The organism is Paenibacillus sp. GYB003 (assembly GCF_036577625.1).
Classification (GTDB): Bacteria; Bacillota; Bacilli; order Paenibacillales; family NBRC-103111; genus Paenibacillus_AB.
Window position 1 is genome coordinate 119520 of record NZ_JARBDC010000042.1, and the last position, 15585, is coordinate 135104.

11 protein-coding genes are annotated in these 15585 nt (G+C 59.9%); 6 read left to right on the top strand and 5 right to left on the bottom strand.

Annotated elements, in window-relative coordinates; translation table 11 throughout:
* Positions 1 to 43 precede the first annotated feature (43 nt).
* The 5 genes from PV407_RS14980 to PV407_RS15000 all read left to right on the top strand — a co-directional run bounded on the left by PV407_RS14980 (position 44) and on the right by PV407_RS15000 (position 6714).
* The gene (locus PV407_RS14980) at positions 44 to 736 is read left to right on the top strand and encodes a hypothetical protein (protein ID WP_332090731.1); all 693 of its coding nucleotides are present in this window, start codon (positions 44 to 46) and stop codon (positions 734 to 736) included.
* 51 nt (positions 737 to 787) lie between these two features.
* On the top strand, positions 788 to 2188 hold the full coding sequence (locus PV407_RS14985; RefSeq protein WP_332090732.1) for an FAD-dependent oxidoreductase: 1401 nt from the start codon (positions 788 to 790) through the stop codon (positions 2186 to 2188).
* Complete coding sequence (locus PV407_RS14990; RefSeq protein WP_332090733.1) at positions 2185 to 3804, top strand: DUF4127 family protein; 1620 nt, start codon at positions 2185 to 2187, stop codon at positions 3802 to 3804. The genes PV407_RS14985 and PV407_RS14990 overlap by 4 nt, the downstream gene beginning before the upstream one ends.
* 95 nt (positions 3805 to 3899) lie before the next feature.
* Positions 3900 to 4928, top strand: coding sequence for a LacI family DNA-binding transcriptional regulator (locus PV407_RS14995; RefSeq protein WP_332090734.1), 1029 nt, complete (start codon positions 3900 to 3902; stop codon positions 4926 to 4928).
* Positions 4929 to 5397: 469 nt separating this feature from the next.
* Positions 5398 to 6714, top strand: a complete 1317-nt coding sequence (locus PV407_RS15000) for an ABC transporter substrate-binding protein (protein ID WP_332090735.1) — start codon at positions 5398 to 5400, stop codon at positions 6712 to 6714.
* Between the two features lie 61 nt (positions 6715 to 6775).
* Here PV407_RS15000 and PV407_RS15005 read toward each other — a convergent pair whose 3' ends face one another.
* Both PV407_RS15005 and PV407_RS15010 read right to left on the bottom strand, forming a co-directional pair.
* The gene (locus PV407_RS15005) at positions 6776 to 7687 is read right to left on the bottom strand and encodes an AraC family transcriptional regulator (protein ID WP_332090737.1); all 912 of its coding nucleotides are present in this window, start codon (positions 7685 to 7687) and stop codon (positions 6776 to 6778) included.
* A gap of 112 nt (positions 7688 to 7799) precedes the next feature.
* On the bottom strand, positions 7800 to 8669 hold the full coding sequence (locus PV407_RS15010) for an AraC family transcriptional regulator (protein ID WP_332090738.1): 870 nt from the start codon (positions 8667 to 8669) through the stop codon (positions 7800 to 7802).
* Between the two features lie 197 nt (positions 8670 to 8866).
* Here PV407_RS15010 and PV407_RS15015 point away from each other — a divergent pair, with 197 nt between their 5' ends.
* The gene (locus tag PV407_RS15015) at positions 8867 to 10660 is read left to right on the top strand and encodes an alpha-L-fucosidase (protein ID WP_332090739.1); all 1794 of its coding nucleotides are present in this window, start codon (positions 8867 to 8869) and stop codon (positions 10658 to 10660) included.
* A 79-nt stretch (positions 10661 to 10739) separates the two neighbouring features.
* On the opposite strand, the gene PV407_RS15020 is transcribed toward PV407_RS15015, so the two are convergent.
* From PV407_RS15020 to PV407_RS15030, 3 genes are all read right to left on the bottom strand, one after another.
* Complete coding sequence (locus PV407_RS15020; protein WP_332090740.1) at positions 10740 to 11513, bottom strand: IclR family transcriptional regulator; 774 nt, start codon at positions 11511 to 11513, stop codon at positions 10740 to 10742.
* A 171-nt stretch (positions 11514 to 11684) separates the two neighbouring features.
* A complete protein-coding gene (locus PV407_RS15025) occupies positions 11685 to 12917 on the bottom strand; it encodes an aminopeptidase (protein WP_332090741.1) in 1233 nt (410 codons plus the stop codon).
* A gap of 153 nt (positions 12918 to 13070) precedes the next feature.
* Positions 13071 to 14777, bottom strand: a complete 1707-nt coding sequence (locus PV407_RS15030) for a sigma-54 interaction domain-containing protein (RefSeq protein ID WP_332090742.1) — start codon at positions 14775 to 14777, stop codon at positions 13071 to 13073.
* Positions 14778 to 15585: the final 808 nt, after the last annotated feature.

Genomic DNA, 15585 nt, shown 5'->3' on the forward strand with positions numbered 1-15585 from the left:
CTGAACTGGGAGCGCTCCCAAGAGACAAAAAAAGGAGGCCGCCATGAGCAAGCTTGTTCGAATTCTTGAGAAAGCAACGGCGCTAATCGTCAGTCTCCCCGGAAACTCGATGGAGCTGTTTCAGGCTGCGGTCGAAGGCGGCGCGGATGCCGTCAAGATCCATTTCAATACCGAGCATCGCGCCAGCGGGACGCGGTTCGGTTCGATAGCCGAATACGGCAGCCTGTTGGCCGACATGTGCCGCTCTTTCCCCGGGCCGGTCGGCGCCGTCGTCGGGGATGACGTCCGGAAAGTGACGCGGGAAGAGATGAACCGACTGGCGGAGGCGGGAGCGGATTTTATTTCGTTATACGCGCATCATGCCCCGGGCTGGCTGCTGGGAAGCGGCGGCATCGGCAAAATGATCGCCGTAAGCGGGGACTATGGAGAGGGAGTCGTATCGGCCTTTCGCTCCATGCCGATCGATATGCTGGAGGCCTCGGTCATCCCGGCTCACGAATACGGCAGCCCGCTGTGCGTCAAAGATTTGCTGCACTACCGGTGGCTCGCGGAACGGTCCGGCAAGCCCGTTATCGTGCCCAGTCAGCGCGCCATTGAAGCGGACGAACTGGAAGCGTTGAAACTGTCGGGAATGAGCGGAATCATGATCGGAGCGATGGCGACCGGTACCGACGCGCGTTCGATTTATGAAGCGACGAGAACGTTTCGGCGCGGACTCGACGAGCTGGAGCGGTAACGGGAAGAGCCGCTTGCGAAAAGTAAAGACATCAGGCAGGAGCTGACGACCATGAGCATGGAGAAAAAGAGCGCGATAGCCGCGGAGCGGTACGATGTCGTCGTGGCGGGGGGAGGACCGGCCGGCACGATGGCGGCTATCGCTTCGGCCCGCAGCGGGGCGAAGACGCTATTGATCGAACGATACGGATTTCTTGGCGGCATGATCACGAATGCGCTTGTCGGACCGATGCAGAGCTTTCATTCCCGGGACGAGCAGGTCGTAACCGGAATTGCGCAGGAGGTCGTCGATCGTCTCGTCGCCATCGGCGGTTCTCCGGGACACGTAAAGGATATGATCGGGTTTGCCGCCTCCGTAACCCCGGTCGATGCGGAAAAGCTGAAATATGTGCTTCAGGAAATGTGTGTCGAGAGCGGCGTTCATCTGCAGCTGCACACCGTCGTTACGGGAGCCCGGACCGACGCAGGCCGTATCCGGTCGCTCGAACTGTTCAACAAATCGGGTGCTTTCGAGGCGGAAGCCCCCGTCTATATCGATTGCACGGGAGACGGCGACGTCATGTGGATGGCCGGAGTGCCGTTCGACAAAGGCAGGGAGAAGGACGGCCTGGCGCAGCCGATGACGATGATGTTTCGGATGGGCGGCGTCGATCTGGCCGAGGTCCGCGCGTTCATCAAGGCGAATTCGCAGCAATTTGTTTTGGCCGACGACTGGGAAAGCTGCTCGCATGTCGGCGTTTCGGGCTTTTTCTCGCTCGTACGGAACGCGCGGTCAAGCGGCGAGCTGACGATCGAGCGGGATCGGGTGCTTTTTTTCGAGCTTCCCGCCAAAGGCGAGGTGTCGGTCAATATGACGCGGGTGATCCGTTACGATGCGACCGACGGCGCCGCTCTGTCGGCAGCGGAAGTTTTAGGCCGGCGGCAGGTGATGGAGGTCGTCCGATTCCTGAACCGGCACATCCCCGGCTTCGGGGCGGCTTACTTGATCCATTGCGGCACGCAGATCGGCGTTCGAGAATCGAGGCGTTTGCGGGGACAATACACGCTGACCGCAGACGATGTGCTGTCCGGAAAAACGTTCGGCGATGCGATCGCCCGCGGCTCCTATCCGATCGATATTCATTCGCCGGACAGCGGCGAGCTCGATGCCACGGAAATCAAGCGGGCGGCCGCTTACGACATTCCGTACCGTTGTCTGCTGAACGATCGCGTACGCAATTTGATCGTGGCGGGGCGATGCATATCCGCCACGCATGAGGCGATCGCCTCCGCCCGCGTTTCTCCTACGGCTATGGCGATCGGCCACGCGGCCGGGGCGGCGGCGGCTCTGGCCGCTTCGCTCGGCGTCGACCCCGGGGGAGTGGACGTCAGCCGCATTCAGCGGCTCATCGTCGAGCAGGGCGGAAACTTGAGAATCGGCACGGAAGCCGGTTTAAGGGGTGAGAAAGGATGAAGCCGCGGCATCGAATCGCGCTGCTCCCGTTGGACAGCCGTCCGTGCTGCCGATGGTTTCCCGAAAAAATCGCCGAAATCGCAGGGGTGAGCTTGATAACGCCCCCGCCGGAGCTGCTGGGTCTATTCATGAAGTCCGGCGATTGCGACAGCGTTCGCGAATGGCTTCTGACCGCCGCCGACGAGGCGGACGGCATGGTGGTGGCCGCGGATCAGCTCGCCTTCGGAGGCTTGATCGCCTCGCGAACGAACGAGCGGTCGTTGGAGCAAGCTCTCGGGACGCTGGAGGCGCTGCGGACGATCAAGGAGAACGACCCGGAAAAGCCGCTGTACGTCTCCAGCGTGTTAATGCGAATTTCGATCACCGGCCGGAATGCCGCATATGTGCGTTACAAGGAGCTTGTGCAGCAATACTCGGAGCTGTTCGACCGGCGCCACCGGCTGAAGGAGGCCGGGCTCGAGGCGGAGCTGGAGCGGGTGAAGGCGCAAATTCCCGCCGACATCCTGGACGATTTCTTCCGGGCGCGAGCTCGCAACATGGCCGTACACAAGCTATTGATCGATTGGGCGGCCGACGGCGTCATCGACTATTTGACGATTACGCAAGAGGATGCCAGCCCCGCGGGCGTGCATATTTCGGAGCAAAGAACGCTGCAGCGGCATATGTACGAACGGCATGCGCAGGCCAAAACGATGTTGTACCCGGGTGCCGACGAAGCGGCCCAGACGCTGCTCGCCCGCATGCTGCAAACGCTCGGCGGACGCAAAATCAAAGTGTTCCCGCGCTTTACGTCGGAGTCGGGAAAGCTGGCCGTTCCGAAGTACGAAGACCGCCCGATCGAGGAGACGGTGAAAGCCCATCTATGGGCGGCCGGTACTGTCATCGTCGATACGCCGTCGGAGGCGGATCTCATTTTGGCCGTGAATCCGCCTTTGCCCGACATGACGAATGACGGCCAACATTCGGGAGACGTTAAAGCCTTTTTCGATTCCAGACATATGCTCACCGATTTGATCGAAAGCGCCAAATCTTATATCGATCAAGGCCGCAGAGTGGCGGTCGCGGACGTGGCGCTGCCGAACGCGTCCGACATGGAGCTTGTCCGGTATTTGCTCGACGAGCGGCTCTTCACCCGTCTGACCGGGTATGCCGGATGGAACACGGCCGGCAACTCGCTCGGCACCTGTATAGCTCACGCGGTTGCCCGTACGCTCCCCGACCTGCTCGTGTCCGGGCCGGGAATGAGCATGGACGGCCGCGAAAGAAGTGCGGCGGAAGAAGCCGCTATAAAGGCGGATGAGGCGCACGCCTCCTTTTTGCTGTCTCGATTGATGGACGAATGGGGGTATCAGGCGCAAGTTCGCGGGGAGGCGCATAACTGGATGGCATCCAATCTGTCCGTCAGTCCGTGGGACTTGGAATCGTCCTATGACCGAGTCAACGCGTTCGTCGTGGAGCGAATGAAGGAGCTGTTCGCGGCGACGCGTCCGCTTCTTGTCGGTTCGCCGACGGATGCGGCCGCATTATCGATCCGCGATGTACAACTGACATCCGTTCGTTTGCCGTGGAACCGCATATTCGAGGTCGACGTGAAAGTAAACGCGACGATCGGCTGACGAGCGGCACCGCTTCCCTTGCTCCGGGCCGTTTGACATCGATCCGGAAACCTTGAATAATAGGTAGGTAAACGATGCAGGATACGGTGATCAGTGTGTCAAATACGTTGGAATCCATAGCGAAGCTGGCCGGCGTTTCCCGAGGGACGGTGTCGCGCGTCATCAATCGGCAGCCCGGGGTGAAGCAGGCGGTCCGCGACAAAGTAATGGCGGTCATCGCGGAGACGGGCTATGTGCCGAATCCGCAAGCCCGAAGCTTGGCCGGCGGGAAAACCGAGAACATCGGCGTTGTCGTATTCGGCAACAATCCGCTATTTTTGACTCACCATATTTTCTTTGAAGTGCTGCAAGGGATTCAAAGTCATTCGACATTGAACGCATACGACCTCGTATTGTTTTCGAATCGCAGCGAACGGGACAAGGAATACTGGAAACGGATCGGCGACAAGCGCAAGGTGGACGGCCTGATCATTATGGGCGAGCATATTCGCGAAGAATATTTGCACTATTATTACGACCGCGACATTCCGTTCGTTCTCGTAGGCAAACGGCTGACCGAACCGTTCCCCATGCAATGCGTTACGTCGGATTACCGCAAGGGAGCGTACGAGGGAACGAAGCATTTGCTCGATCAGGGACTGCGGCGCATTGCGGTGCTTCGCGGTTTGCTGAACACGTACCACGAGAACGAACGGTTTTCCGGCTTCGCGCAGGCGCTCGAGGAGGCCGGGCTCGATCCGGACGTCTCGCTCGTGATGAACGGGCAGGCGGACAAGCAGACCGCTTACGAAGAGACGGGCCGCTTGCTCCGCTCCGGACAAACGTTCGACGGATTGTTCGCCGGCAACGATCTGATGGCGTTCGGCGCCATAGAGGCATTGCGGGAGTTCGGCTTGCGGGTGCCGGAGGATGTGGCCGTCGTCGGCTACGACGACATTCAGGCGGCCCCGTATTTTGCTCCCCCGCTTACTTCGGTTCGCCAAGACAAGCTGCGGATCGGCCGGGAAGCCGCACAATTGCTGATGAAGCTGCTGAACAACGAGCTGAACAGGAGCGCTCCGACCGATGTAATCGTCGAAAGCACGCTGGTGATCCGGCAAAGCTCGTTGAAGCGGGCGGATTAAGGAAGCCGCGCGTCTGTCGACTTCAACCGTTGCGTCAAAAACTCCGATAGACCGGAAATGGAAATCCGCCTTTACGGCGGATTTTTTGTTGTTTAGAAATCCGTGCCGATGATGGCTAACGAATCGTCACATGCTGATGGGCGGAAAAACGATCGATTTTCCAGGCGAACGAATCCGGACATCGCTATCGAGTCGAAAATGGAAGAAAACGAACCGATTTGCCGGAAATAGCGATACTAGAGTTCTTTACAATTTTTGACCTCGGCATTCGGCTTCGATAACGGTTGCCCGGTTCGTCAGCCGTATGTCCGATTCGACAAAGAGCCCGGGTCCGGAGCCGATGCGGCGCCGACAGCAGGATCGTTCGAACCGCAGTACAAATGGTCAAAAGAATGCATGGTCGGTGCATTGTTGAAACCGCTTGCATATGAGAAGATACGTTCAAATTCGATACCGAGGGGGGACACTTTTGCTGTCGGTCTTGAAACCATTCAGCGTTTTAACGCTCGCCGCCGTTTCGCTGGCGTCGCTTGTTTCCGCTTGCGGCGGGGGCGGGACGCCGGCCGGCGGAGCGCAGGAAGCTCCGAAGGAGCAAGGCAAAGCTTACTTGAAAGAGCCGGTCGAAATTACGTTTTACCGTCCGAATACGGCTACGACGGAAGAAGAATTTATGAAAATCATGGGGGACGCCGTAAAGGCGAAATTTCCGAACGTAACGCCGAAGTTTATCCCTTACGCCAAAGGAACCGAATTCAAGGACGTCATCGCCGCGGGCGAACCGCTCGATATCGTCTTTTATTCCATCGGCTTGATCACCAATATGACCGACTACGATTTGCAATACGACATTTCCGGGCTGATGAAGACGAACAAATTCGATTTGTCCCGCCTGGAGCAAACGCAGGTCGAATTCATGAAAAATTTCAGCGGCGGCGGCATGTACGGATTGCCGATCTTCACGACCGCGGAGGTGCTGGCCTACAACAAAGACATTTTCGACAAATTCGGCGTCGCCTACCCGAAAGACGGCATGACGTGGGACGAAACGTACGACCTGGCCAAAAAGCTGACGCGTACCGACGGGGGCTTGCAATATTACGGCTTCGGCATGTCGGCGAGCCATATGCTCAATGTGAACCAATTGTCCGCGCCGTTTCACGACGCTCAGAATAAACCGCTGCTGACGGACGACAATTTTAAAAAGCTGATCGACAATTTCGCCCGGTTTTATCAGCTTCCCGGCAAAGACTTATCGAAGGAGCTGTGGAGCAAGCAGACGTCGACGTTGTTTACGAAAGACAAAACGCTGGCGATGTACGCCTACTTCAACTCGACGCTGAACAACGACGGCAACTACGACGCCGTTTCGCTGCCTTATTTCAAGGAAGCGATGGGGGTCGGCTCGCAAATGTATCCCACGTACGCGACCGTCGCCAGCACGAGCAAGCATAAGGAAATGGCTTACGAAATCGTCGCTTACTTCACCTCGGACGAGTTCCAGACGAAGTTTTCCAAGGACGGCACCGGGCTGACCGTATTGAACGACCCGGAAATCCGCAAAACGTTCGCGCAGTCCAATCCGAGATATCAAGGCAAAAACATCAAATCGTTTTTCCCGGAAAAGCCGGCGCCGATCACGATGAAAACGAAATATTCCAACATCGTGTCGGGCAAGGCGAATACGGCGCTGCAGCAGGTCGCGACCGGCGAGAAGGATGCGGTAACGGCATTGCGGGAAGCGTCCGAAGCCGCGGTCAAAGAGATTCAGGCCGCCCAAGGAAAATGATTCGTGATATGCGCACGGCGCGGAAACGGGCAGCCCCGGTCGGGGGCTGCTCGCGCTGCTTTCAGCCGTCCGGGCGGCCCGGCGCCTGCATCGTCTTCGGCCTGAAGCTGAGCGGGGGTTGGCCGGTCCAGCGCTTGAACTGTCTGCTGAAATGGCTGACCGAGTAAAAGCCCAGTTCGTCGGCGATCGCTTCGACGGTCAAGCTCGTGCGGACGAGCAGCTCTTTCGCTTTATTCAGCTTCAGCATCGTCACGTATTGGCGCGGAGGCATGCCGTACACTTTCGTAAAAATCGCCGTGCACCGTCCCCGGCTCAGGCCGATATGGCGGGCGATGTCCTGAATCGTCACCGAACGCTGCCCATGAAGCCGCAAAAAATCTTCGATGCGGTGGGCGATCTCCGTCTCATGGCGCGTAGGTTCGTCCGGTTCCGGATCCCTGGTTCCCGCCGCCATCTCGCCGGCAATCTTCGTGATTTCCCCTACGATCAGCAGCATACAGGCCTGGACCGCCAGCTTGTCGCCGCTGGATATGTTGATGGCGTCATAGGTCGACCGCGATTCGGTCCGAAGCAGACCGTTCAAAATGACGGTTTCGAAGTCCCGCATATAGCGCGGAATCATCGTCCGTTCGGCCGCTTTTCGCGGAATCCGCTCCATGCCCGGAACGTTCAGCTGCTTGCGCAGCATCGGGTCGTCGATGTCGAAATGGATGGACAGGAGCGTAACCGGCCGCTCGGAGTTGTTTTGGAGACGATGCTTCGTTCCCGGCCGGATCAGGACCCAATCGCCGGTTTGAAAAGGGACGGGCCGCTCCCGAACGTATTCGACGGCGTCGCCCTCCCAGCAATGCAGCAGCTCGAACGTCGGATGAAACTCCATGCGGAAGCTGTAGCCGGGCTCGGCGACGCGAACATGAACATTGTGGGTAATGAACGTGCTGGTCATATCCGGAAGCCCTACTCGAATTTGCACCGGGCACCACTCCTTGTCAGGGTAGCGTATTGCGAGGCGGTTTCTTGTAGTATATCAAGTTTCGGGACCGACTGCAGGCGATTTTGCCGCGAAAACGAACGATTCGAGCCGTTTACATGAGCCGCTGGAACACCGACCGGTAGCGCTTCGGCGTCATGCCGGTCTTTTTGCGGAATTGGCGGATCAAATACGTCGCGTCGCCGAAGCCGGCCGTTTCGGCGATGCGCTCGACGGACAGCGGCGTCGCGCGCAGCAGCTCCTTCGCTTTCTCGATCCGCAGGTGGGTCGCGTACTGCAGCGCGCTCATCCCCGTATGCTTTTTCAGACAGCGCGACAAATAATCGGCGTCGAAATGGAGCGTTTTCGCCATATGAGAGGCGTCGAACGGCATCAAGTACCGGTCCCGCAAATACGCTTCGATCCGTTCCGCCAGCCCCGAGGTCGGAGCGCGCGAGGCGGCGTACAGCAGCGTTTGCAGCTCGTCGAGCAGCGCGGCGAATAAAGCGTGCAGCTTCGCGCCGTTTTTCGTCAGCAGGTTGTCGTACAAGGACGCCATCCGATCGAGCGTCGGCCAGACGGTTTGCAGGGGGAGCTCCCCGAACTTGGGCAAATAGACGTACTGCGCCGGGGCGATATAAGCCCGGTCGATTTTTTTGTCGCAAGGGTGGGACCAGGGCGCCTGCTCCGGATCGAGCCTCCGCACGGCCGGCGCATGGGCGAAATGAAGCCAGTACAGCTCCGTCTCTTCATCGCACGGCTTCGTTCCCCGGTGCGGAACGTTCGGCTCGAGCACGAGCATATGGCCGGCTTTCACTTCGAAGTCGCGGCCGTTTTCCGTCATGTACAGCGCGCCGCGCTTGACGAACAGAACGTCGTACAGCCCGAACGTACGGGACGCGTGCAGCCTGCCTTGTGGCCAGACGGTATGATGAACGATGATCAGCTGCGGCAGCGGCGGAATCGCCAGCTCGAGACATTGCACGGAAAAGCCTCCTTCGCGAAGACGGAAATGTCCGATTTTGAAACGGAAAAGTCGCTGTCGCCCGAAGCGGGCTCGCTCTATGATTGATAGTAACCCGATCGCTTCGCCGGCACAAGCGTCCGCCGCGTTTTGGACAATGCTTCGATGGCGGAACCGTGCGATTTCGGTCGGTTAAACGAGTAGGGGAGCGTTGCGCGATGGCGAACAAAGACGTCTTGATGGACAATGCGGAGGAAGAGGCGAGGCGGGAAAGCGCTCGCCGCGCCGTTCGGGAAGACGAGCGGCTCGAGCGGCGGATCGCCTGGTGGCGGGAAGCGCGCGTCGGCCTGTTCATTCATTGGGGGCTGTATTCGGAGCTCGGCGGATATTGGAAAGGCAAAGAAGTGGAGGGCGCCTACGGCGAACATATTCAGCTGCGGGCCCGGATTCCGGTTTCGGAATACGAGCAGGTGGCGCAGCGGTTCAATCCGGCGAAGTTTAACGCCGACGAATGGGTCGCGGCGGCCAAAAACGCGGGATTGAACTATATCGTCGTGACGGCCAAGCACCACGACGGGTTCGCGATGTACGACTCGAAGGCGAGCGATTTCAACATCGTGAAAAAGACGCCTTTCGGCCGAGACCCGATGAAGGAGCTCGCCGCCGCCTGCGCGCGCGAACGGATCAGGCTGTGCTTCTACTACTCCCATTCGATGGATTGGCATCACCCCGACTCGCAAGGGAACACGTGGGATTACCCGGGCAATATAGGAGCCTACGACACGCTGGAAGCTTGGGTGAACGACGACGACAAGCGGACCCGCTATGAACGGTATTTGGAGCAAAAGGCGTACCCCCAGGTCGCGGAGCTGCTGACGCAGTACGGTCCCGTCGGCATTCTGTGGTTCGATTGCGGACATAAAGTGACGGACGAGCAGGGACGGAAATTCGTCGACCTCGTCCGCGGCCTGCAGCCGGACTGTCTGGTCAACCGGCGCGTGCGCAGGGAAGGGTTCGGCGATTACGGCAACAGCGGCGACAATCAGCTGCACGTCCGCGTTCCTCGCAAAGACTGGGAATCGATCGCGACGCTGAACCATTCCTGGGGCTACAAGAAGAACGACATCGATTGGAAGTCGGCCGGGCAGATCGTGCGCAACATGATCGACGTCGCGAGCAAAAACGGCAATTTCCTGATCAACGTCGGGCCGACCGGCGAGGGCGAATTCGATGCGAAGTCGTTGGAGCTGCTGGGGGAAATCGGCGCCTGGATGCGGCGTCACGGGGAAAGCATTTACGGCACGACCGCCGGTCCGATCGGCATCCCGCCGTGGGGGCGATGCACGGCCAAAGGGCGAACGCTTTATTTGCACGTATGGCATTGGCCGCCCGGAGGCGAGCTCGTCGTGCCCGGCGTCCGCAACCGGATCGAACGGGCGTATTTGCTGGCCGATCCGGACAAACGGCCGCTTACCTGCAGCCGGCTGAACGAGGACGACGTCGCCATAGCGGTCGGCGATACGCCGGACGACCCGATTTCGACCGTAATCGCCTTGGAATACGAAGGCGCCGCCGACATGAACCCGCTGACGCGGCTGTACGGCAGCGACTATCGGAACGTATTCGGCGTTTTCGACGGGGACGTTCACGGGCGGAAGCTGCGTTACGATACGGGGAAAAGAGGGCGGGACAACGTGACGGACTGGTCCGACGCCGGCGATTGGGTCGGGTGGGAGCTGCGCGCCCCGGAGCCCGGGCGTTACCGGCTGGAGGCGTCCTACGCCGCCCCGGCCGAAGCGGCGGGAGGCGTCTTCGTCGTATCGATCGCGGGCAACCGGGTCGCCGCGACCGTTCGCGCGACGGCGGACTGGCACGATTTCCGCGCGGACGAAATCGGCACGGTCGTTATCGAGGCGGCCGGCGCGTACACGCTCCGCGTCGACGCCGAAACGATTCCGGGCCAGGCTTTAATGAATTTGCGTTATATCGCGCTGGACCGGATCGACGGTTAAACAGCGGCGGCGTATTAGAAAACTCCCCGGGAGGGGAGTTTTCTAGTGCAGCGTCGGGTTCGTGACCGATCCGCCGGCGTCAACGATCGTCGGCGCGTCCGAACAGCCGGGAAATATCGATGGCGGACCGCTTCACTTGCTCGCCGACGCGCGGAATGTCGTGGACGGGCAGATCGGCGCGCAGACCGGTCACGCTGATCGAAGCTTTCAGCCCGTTCCGATGATCGAGAATCGGCGCGCCGATGCAGCGGATGCCGTACTCGTCCTCCTCGTCGTCGACCGCATAGCCGAGCTCCCGCACTTTGCGCAGCTCCGCCTTCAGCTCCTGGGGATTCGTTATCGTATTTTCGGTTTTTTCCGCCAGTCCTTGCGCCGCGACGATCCGGTCGAGCTCCTCCTCCGGAATATGGGCGGCGAGCGCTTTGCCGACGCCGGATGCGTGCAGGGGAAGGCGCTGCCCGATATAGGTCGAAAATTTGACGAATCCGCGCTTCTCCACCTTCTCGACGTACATCGCCTCGCCGTTGTCCAATACGGCCAGATGGACGGTAAATCCGGTTTCGTGCAGCAGCTTTTCCATATAGGGCTTGGCCGCCTCGCGAATTTCGATTTTGTTCAGCACGCCGAGTCCGATATGAATGAATTTGTTGCCAAGCGTATATTTGCCGTCTTCCGTTTTCGTAATGTAATGATGCGTGTCCAGCGTATTCAAAATGAAAAAGACGCTCGTTTTCGGAATGTCCACCATCTTGCACAGCTCGCTCACGCCGATCGGCTCGTCGCATGCGGCCAACGTTTCGATAATGGCGATCGCCTTCTCGAGCGCGGGGACATTGTACTTATTCGTAGCCATGCGGCAGCGCACCTCGTTCGGAATAGGTTCCGCACCCAGTATACCATCAAACCTCCGGCTTTAATATACATTTTCGCGCCCCCGAAAAACGGGAAAAACGGCAGTCGCCGCCGACCGACCCGCGAGGTCGGACCGGCGGCGACGATGCCGGGCGGCAAGCCGTCCGTTCGTTTAAAACGCCCAATTTCCTTTTTGAAAGACCGGCTCCCGCGTTCCGTCCGCCGTTATGCCGTAAATGTCCAGCTCGCCCGAGCCGACCATGAAGTCGGTATGCGCCATGCTGACGTTCAGTCCGGCTTCCGCAAGCCGCTCCGGCGTCATGCCGACTCCGCCCTCGACGCAGGCCGTATACGCGCTGCCGACGGCGAGATGGCACGAGGCGTTTTCGTCGAACAGCGTTTTGTAAAACAAGATGTTGGATTCGGAAATCGGAGAACGGTGCGGCACGAGCGCCACTTCGCCGAGATAGCGCGCGCCTTCGTCGGTGTCGAGCAGTCCCTTCAGCGTTTCTTCGCCCTTCGCGGCGGTTACGTTCACGACGCGTCCGTTCTCGAACGTAAACGTGAAATCTTCGATCATGTTGCCGCTGTAGCTGAGCGGCTTCGTGCTCGTCACCGTGCCGTTCACGCCGGTCCGCTTCGGCGCCGTATACACTTCCTCCGTCGGCAGGTTCGGGACGAACCAGGTGCCCTGTTCGTTTTGCTTGCTGCCGCCGAGCCAAATATGACGGTCCGGCAGCTCGATCGTCAGATCGGTGCCCGGGGCGATATAATGGAGCGCGGCGTACTGCTTGCCGTTCAAATAAGCGGCGCGCCGCTTCAGCTCGCGAATGTGCTCCTCCCACAGCGCGAGCGGGTCGGGCCGGTCGGCCCGCACCATTTTGAAAATCGCGTCCCACAGCCGCTCGACCTGCTCCTCTTCGGGGAGGCCGGGAAATACTTTGGCCGCCCACGCCTTCGACGGCGTCGTCGCCAAATTCCAGCTTACCTTGAACGCCCTCGCCAGCGCGCTGTACGGAGCGAGCGCCTGACGGGTCGTTTTGTTCGCGTTCACCATTTTTTGCTGGGAAACGCCCTTCAGCAAATCCGGGTCCGCCGACGTAATCGTAACGAACGCCGCGCCTTGCCGCGCCAGCTCGATTTTTTCGCCCGCCGTCCATTTCGGCTCCTCGAGGAACGATTCCTCGGGGGCGAGATCGTAGGCGATGCGGGACGTCTCGTCGTCGCTCCAGCGCACTTTGACCGAGTAAGCGCCGGCTTCGTACGCTTTTCGCACGACGCAGCGCGTCAGCTCCGCCGAATCGAGCGACGCCTGCACCATAAGCGTCTGCCTTTTCTGCACGTTGGCGCCGACCTTGACGATCAGCTCGGCATAATTTTCCAATTTTTGTTTGAATGTCAGCATGGTTCGATTCCTCCCTGTTTGTGCGCCGGCCGTTTGCCGCCGGTCGATAGACGCGCGTCTTGTTCGTCATGATTGTATCCGGGCGCCCGACCGATTATTAGCAAAAATCGTGCCGGACTGTCGCGAACGGTCGCCGGGATGCGATCGGCCCGGCTACAGCCCGAGCCGTTTCAGCTTGTTGTACAGCGTCGCCCTCGAAATGCCCAGCCGCTTCGCCAGGGCGAGCTTGTTGCCGCCCTCCCGCTCGAGCGCATCCGCAAGCAGCCGCTTCTCGTAGGCGTCGAGCTTGTCCTGGTACGAGCCGTCCCGATCGGGAGGCGGCAGCGGGCGGTCGGCTGCGGGGAAGACGGCCGCTCTCCCCAGGACGGCCGCGGGCAAATGGTCCCGGCTCAACTCGCCGCCGGACGAAAACACGACGAGCCGCTCGATCGCGTTGCGCAGCTCGCGGACGTTGCCGGGCCAGTCGTACGCGATCAGCTCCCGGACGACGTCGTCCGGGAACACCTCGACCGGCCGGTCGTACTGAAGCGAAAACTCGTGCAGAAACGACTGCGCCAGGTGGGCGATGTCTTCCTTGCGGCCGCGAAGCGGCGGGATGTCGAGCGTAACGACGTTGAGCCGGTAGTACAAATCTTCGCGGAACTTGCCGTCCGCGATCATCGCCTTCAAATCGCGGTTCGTCGCCGCGACGATCCGGCAGTCGGCGCGCAGCAGCCGCGATCCGCCGACCGGAAAGTACGTTTTCTCCTGCAGCACCCGCAGCAGCTTCACCTGCAGGTCGAGCGGCATTTCGCCGATTTCGTCGAGAAACAGCGTGCCGCCCTCGGCCAGCTCGATTTTGCCCTTTTTCCCTTTCGGGTCGGCTCCGGAGAAAGCGCCCTTCTCGTAGCCGAACAGCTCGCTTTCGAACAGCGCGTGCGGAATCGCCCCGCAGTTGATGGCGATGAACGGGGCGTCCCGCCCCTCGCGCAAATCGTGGATCGCCTTGGCGAACAGCTCCTTGCCGGTGCCGCTTTCACCCGTAATGAGCGCGGTCGCTTTCGTCGCGGCGATTTTGCGCACCGTTTCGATGCAGTCGAGGATCGCCCGGCTCGTCCCCCGGATGGGCAAAAACGGATCGACCGAAGGGTCGAGCCGCGCGACCTCGCGGCGCAAATGATGCACCTTCGACGTCATATGCTGCAGCTCCTGCTGCATGCGGACTTGCGTCGTGATGTCCGACTCGACCGCGACCGCGCCGACGATGCGGCCGTCCAGCCGAACCGGATCGGCGTTGATGAGCGAAAACAGGTCCGGCCTCGGCCGATGCCGCTTCCGGCGCACCGATTCGCCGGTGCGCAGCGTGCGGAGCGATTGCAGCGCGTCCTCCCGGAAAAAGGCGGCGGCGGGCTTGCCGACGATATCGTCTTTGGCGATCGCGAACAGCCGCTCGGCTTCGTCCGTCCATTCCGCCACGCGGCCTTCCTCGTCGATGAGCGTCAGCGCGCCCTCCGCCGCGCGCAGCGTCGTATCGAAGTACGCCCGCAACAGGCGGTAGCTGTCGATCGCGGCCCGGAGCATGTCCGCGGCGGCGGCGTAGCCGATCGGCTCGCCGTCCTTCGCGACGAGCAGCAGCTGGCTGCGCGAGAGCGAACGGGCGGCGTCCGCGAGCGGCGCATCGTGCGGGACGACGGGCACTTTGGCGCCGGCCGGCAGGACCGCCGTTTCGTCGCCGCCCTCGGGGACATGGTAATAATCCGTTCCGGCTCGGACGAAGCGCACGCGGCGTTCGTCGCCGCGTCCGTCCGGTCGTTCGCCCTGCCGGACGACGACGAAATCGGTGCGCATAACGCGCCCCAGCTCGGGCAAATGATGGTTCATCAGCGGGCGTCCCTCCGGAACATGGTATCGGTCGGGGTCGTGCTCGTATTCGTATTTCTATTCGTATTCGGCCTTTCTAGTATAGATCTCGGCCGTGCAAGTGTAAATATTTTTGGACAGTTGGCTGCTTCGCCTGAGCAGCCGTTACGCTGCCGCTCGTCCGCAGGCGCTGTAGAAAGAGGCCAAGCGATCCGAGGCTGTCGGGAAAGCCGGTTATTTTCGATGCGGGCAAAAGGATCGCTCATTCCCGTATCGCGAGATGCGATCTGTTGATGGGATTTTTTCGGTTATGATGGAAAGCTTCCCGGCATACCGGAACCTCCCGGTGATACTGGAGAACCTCCCCTTCCGCTCGAGCTAACACTGGAAAGTTCCTGGCATACTGGAAAACCTCACTCGAACAATGGAAAACCTTACTCGAAGATTGGGAAACCTTACTCGAACAATGGAAACATCACTCGAAGATTGGGAAACCTTACTTCGAACCAATGGAAACCTCACTTCGAACCAATGGAAAACCTTACTTCGAACCAATGGAAACCTCACTTCGAACCAATGGAAACCTCACTTCGAACCAATGGAAACCTCACTTCGAACCAATGGAAAACCTTACTCGAACATTGCAAAACCTTACTCTAATACTGGAAAACTCTGTAACGCTGGAATACCTCCCGCTAATTTTGTCGCTTTCCCGGCCGTCGGACACTTTAACGTGAAATCCTCCCGTTAATTTCGCCCCAATCGCCTTTTTCGCCGATGTGGCGCCGATTTACCGGGAGCTTTTCCCGTTTATCCGAACCGATGTCTG

Excerpts from the sequence above, each read along its gene's own strand:
- PV407_RS14980 (WP_332090731.1), top strand. The coding sequence starts at position 44 with ATGAGCAAGCTTGTTCGAATTCTTGAGAAAGCAACGGCGCTAATCGTC.
- PV407_RS14985 (WP_332090732.1), top strand. The coding sequence starts at position 788 with ATGAGCATGGAGAAAAAGAGCGCGATAGCCGCGGAGCGGTACGATGTC.
- PV407_RS14990 (WP_332090733.1), top strand. The coding sequence starts at position 2,185 with ATGAAGCCGCGGCATCGAATCGCGCTGCTCCCGTTGGACAGCCGTCCG.
- PV407_RS15015 (WP_332090739.1), top strand. The coding sequence starts at position 8,867 with ATGGCGAACAAAGACGTCTTGATGGACAATGCGGAGGAAGAGGCGAGG.
- PV407_RS15020 (WP_332090740.1), bottom strand. The coding sequence starts at position 11,513 with ATGGCTACGAATAAGTACAATGTCCCCGCGCTCGAGAAGGCGATCGCC.
- PV407_RS15025 (WP_332090741.1), bottom strand. The coding sequence starts at position 12,917 with ATGCTGACATTCAAACAAAAATTGGAAAATTATGCCGAGCTGATCGTC.
- PV407_RS15030 (WP_332090742.1), bottom strand. The coding sequence starts at position 14,777 with ATGAACCATCATTTGCCCGAGCTGGGGCGCGTTATGCGCACCGATTTC.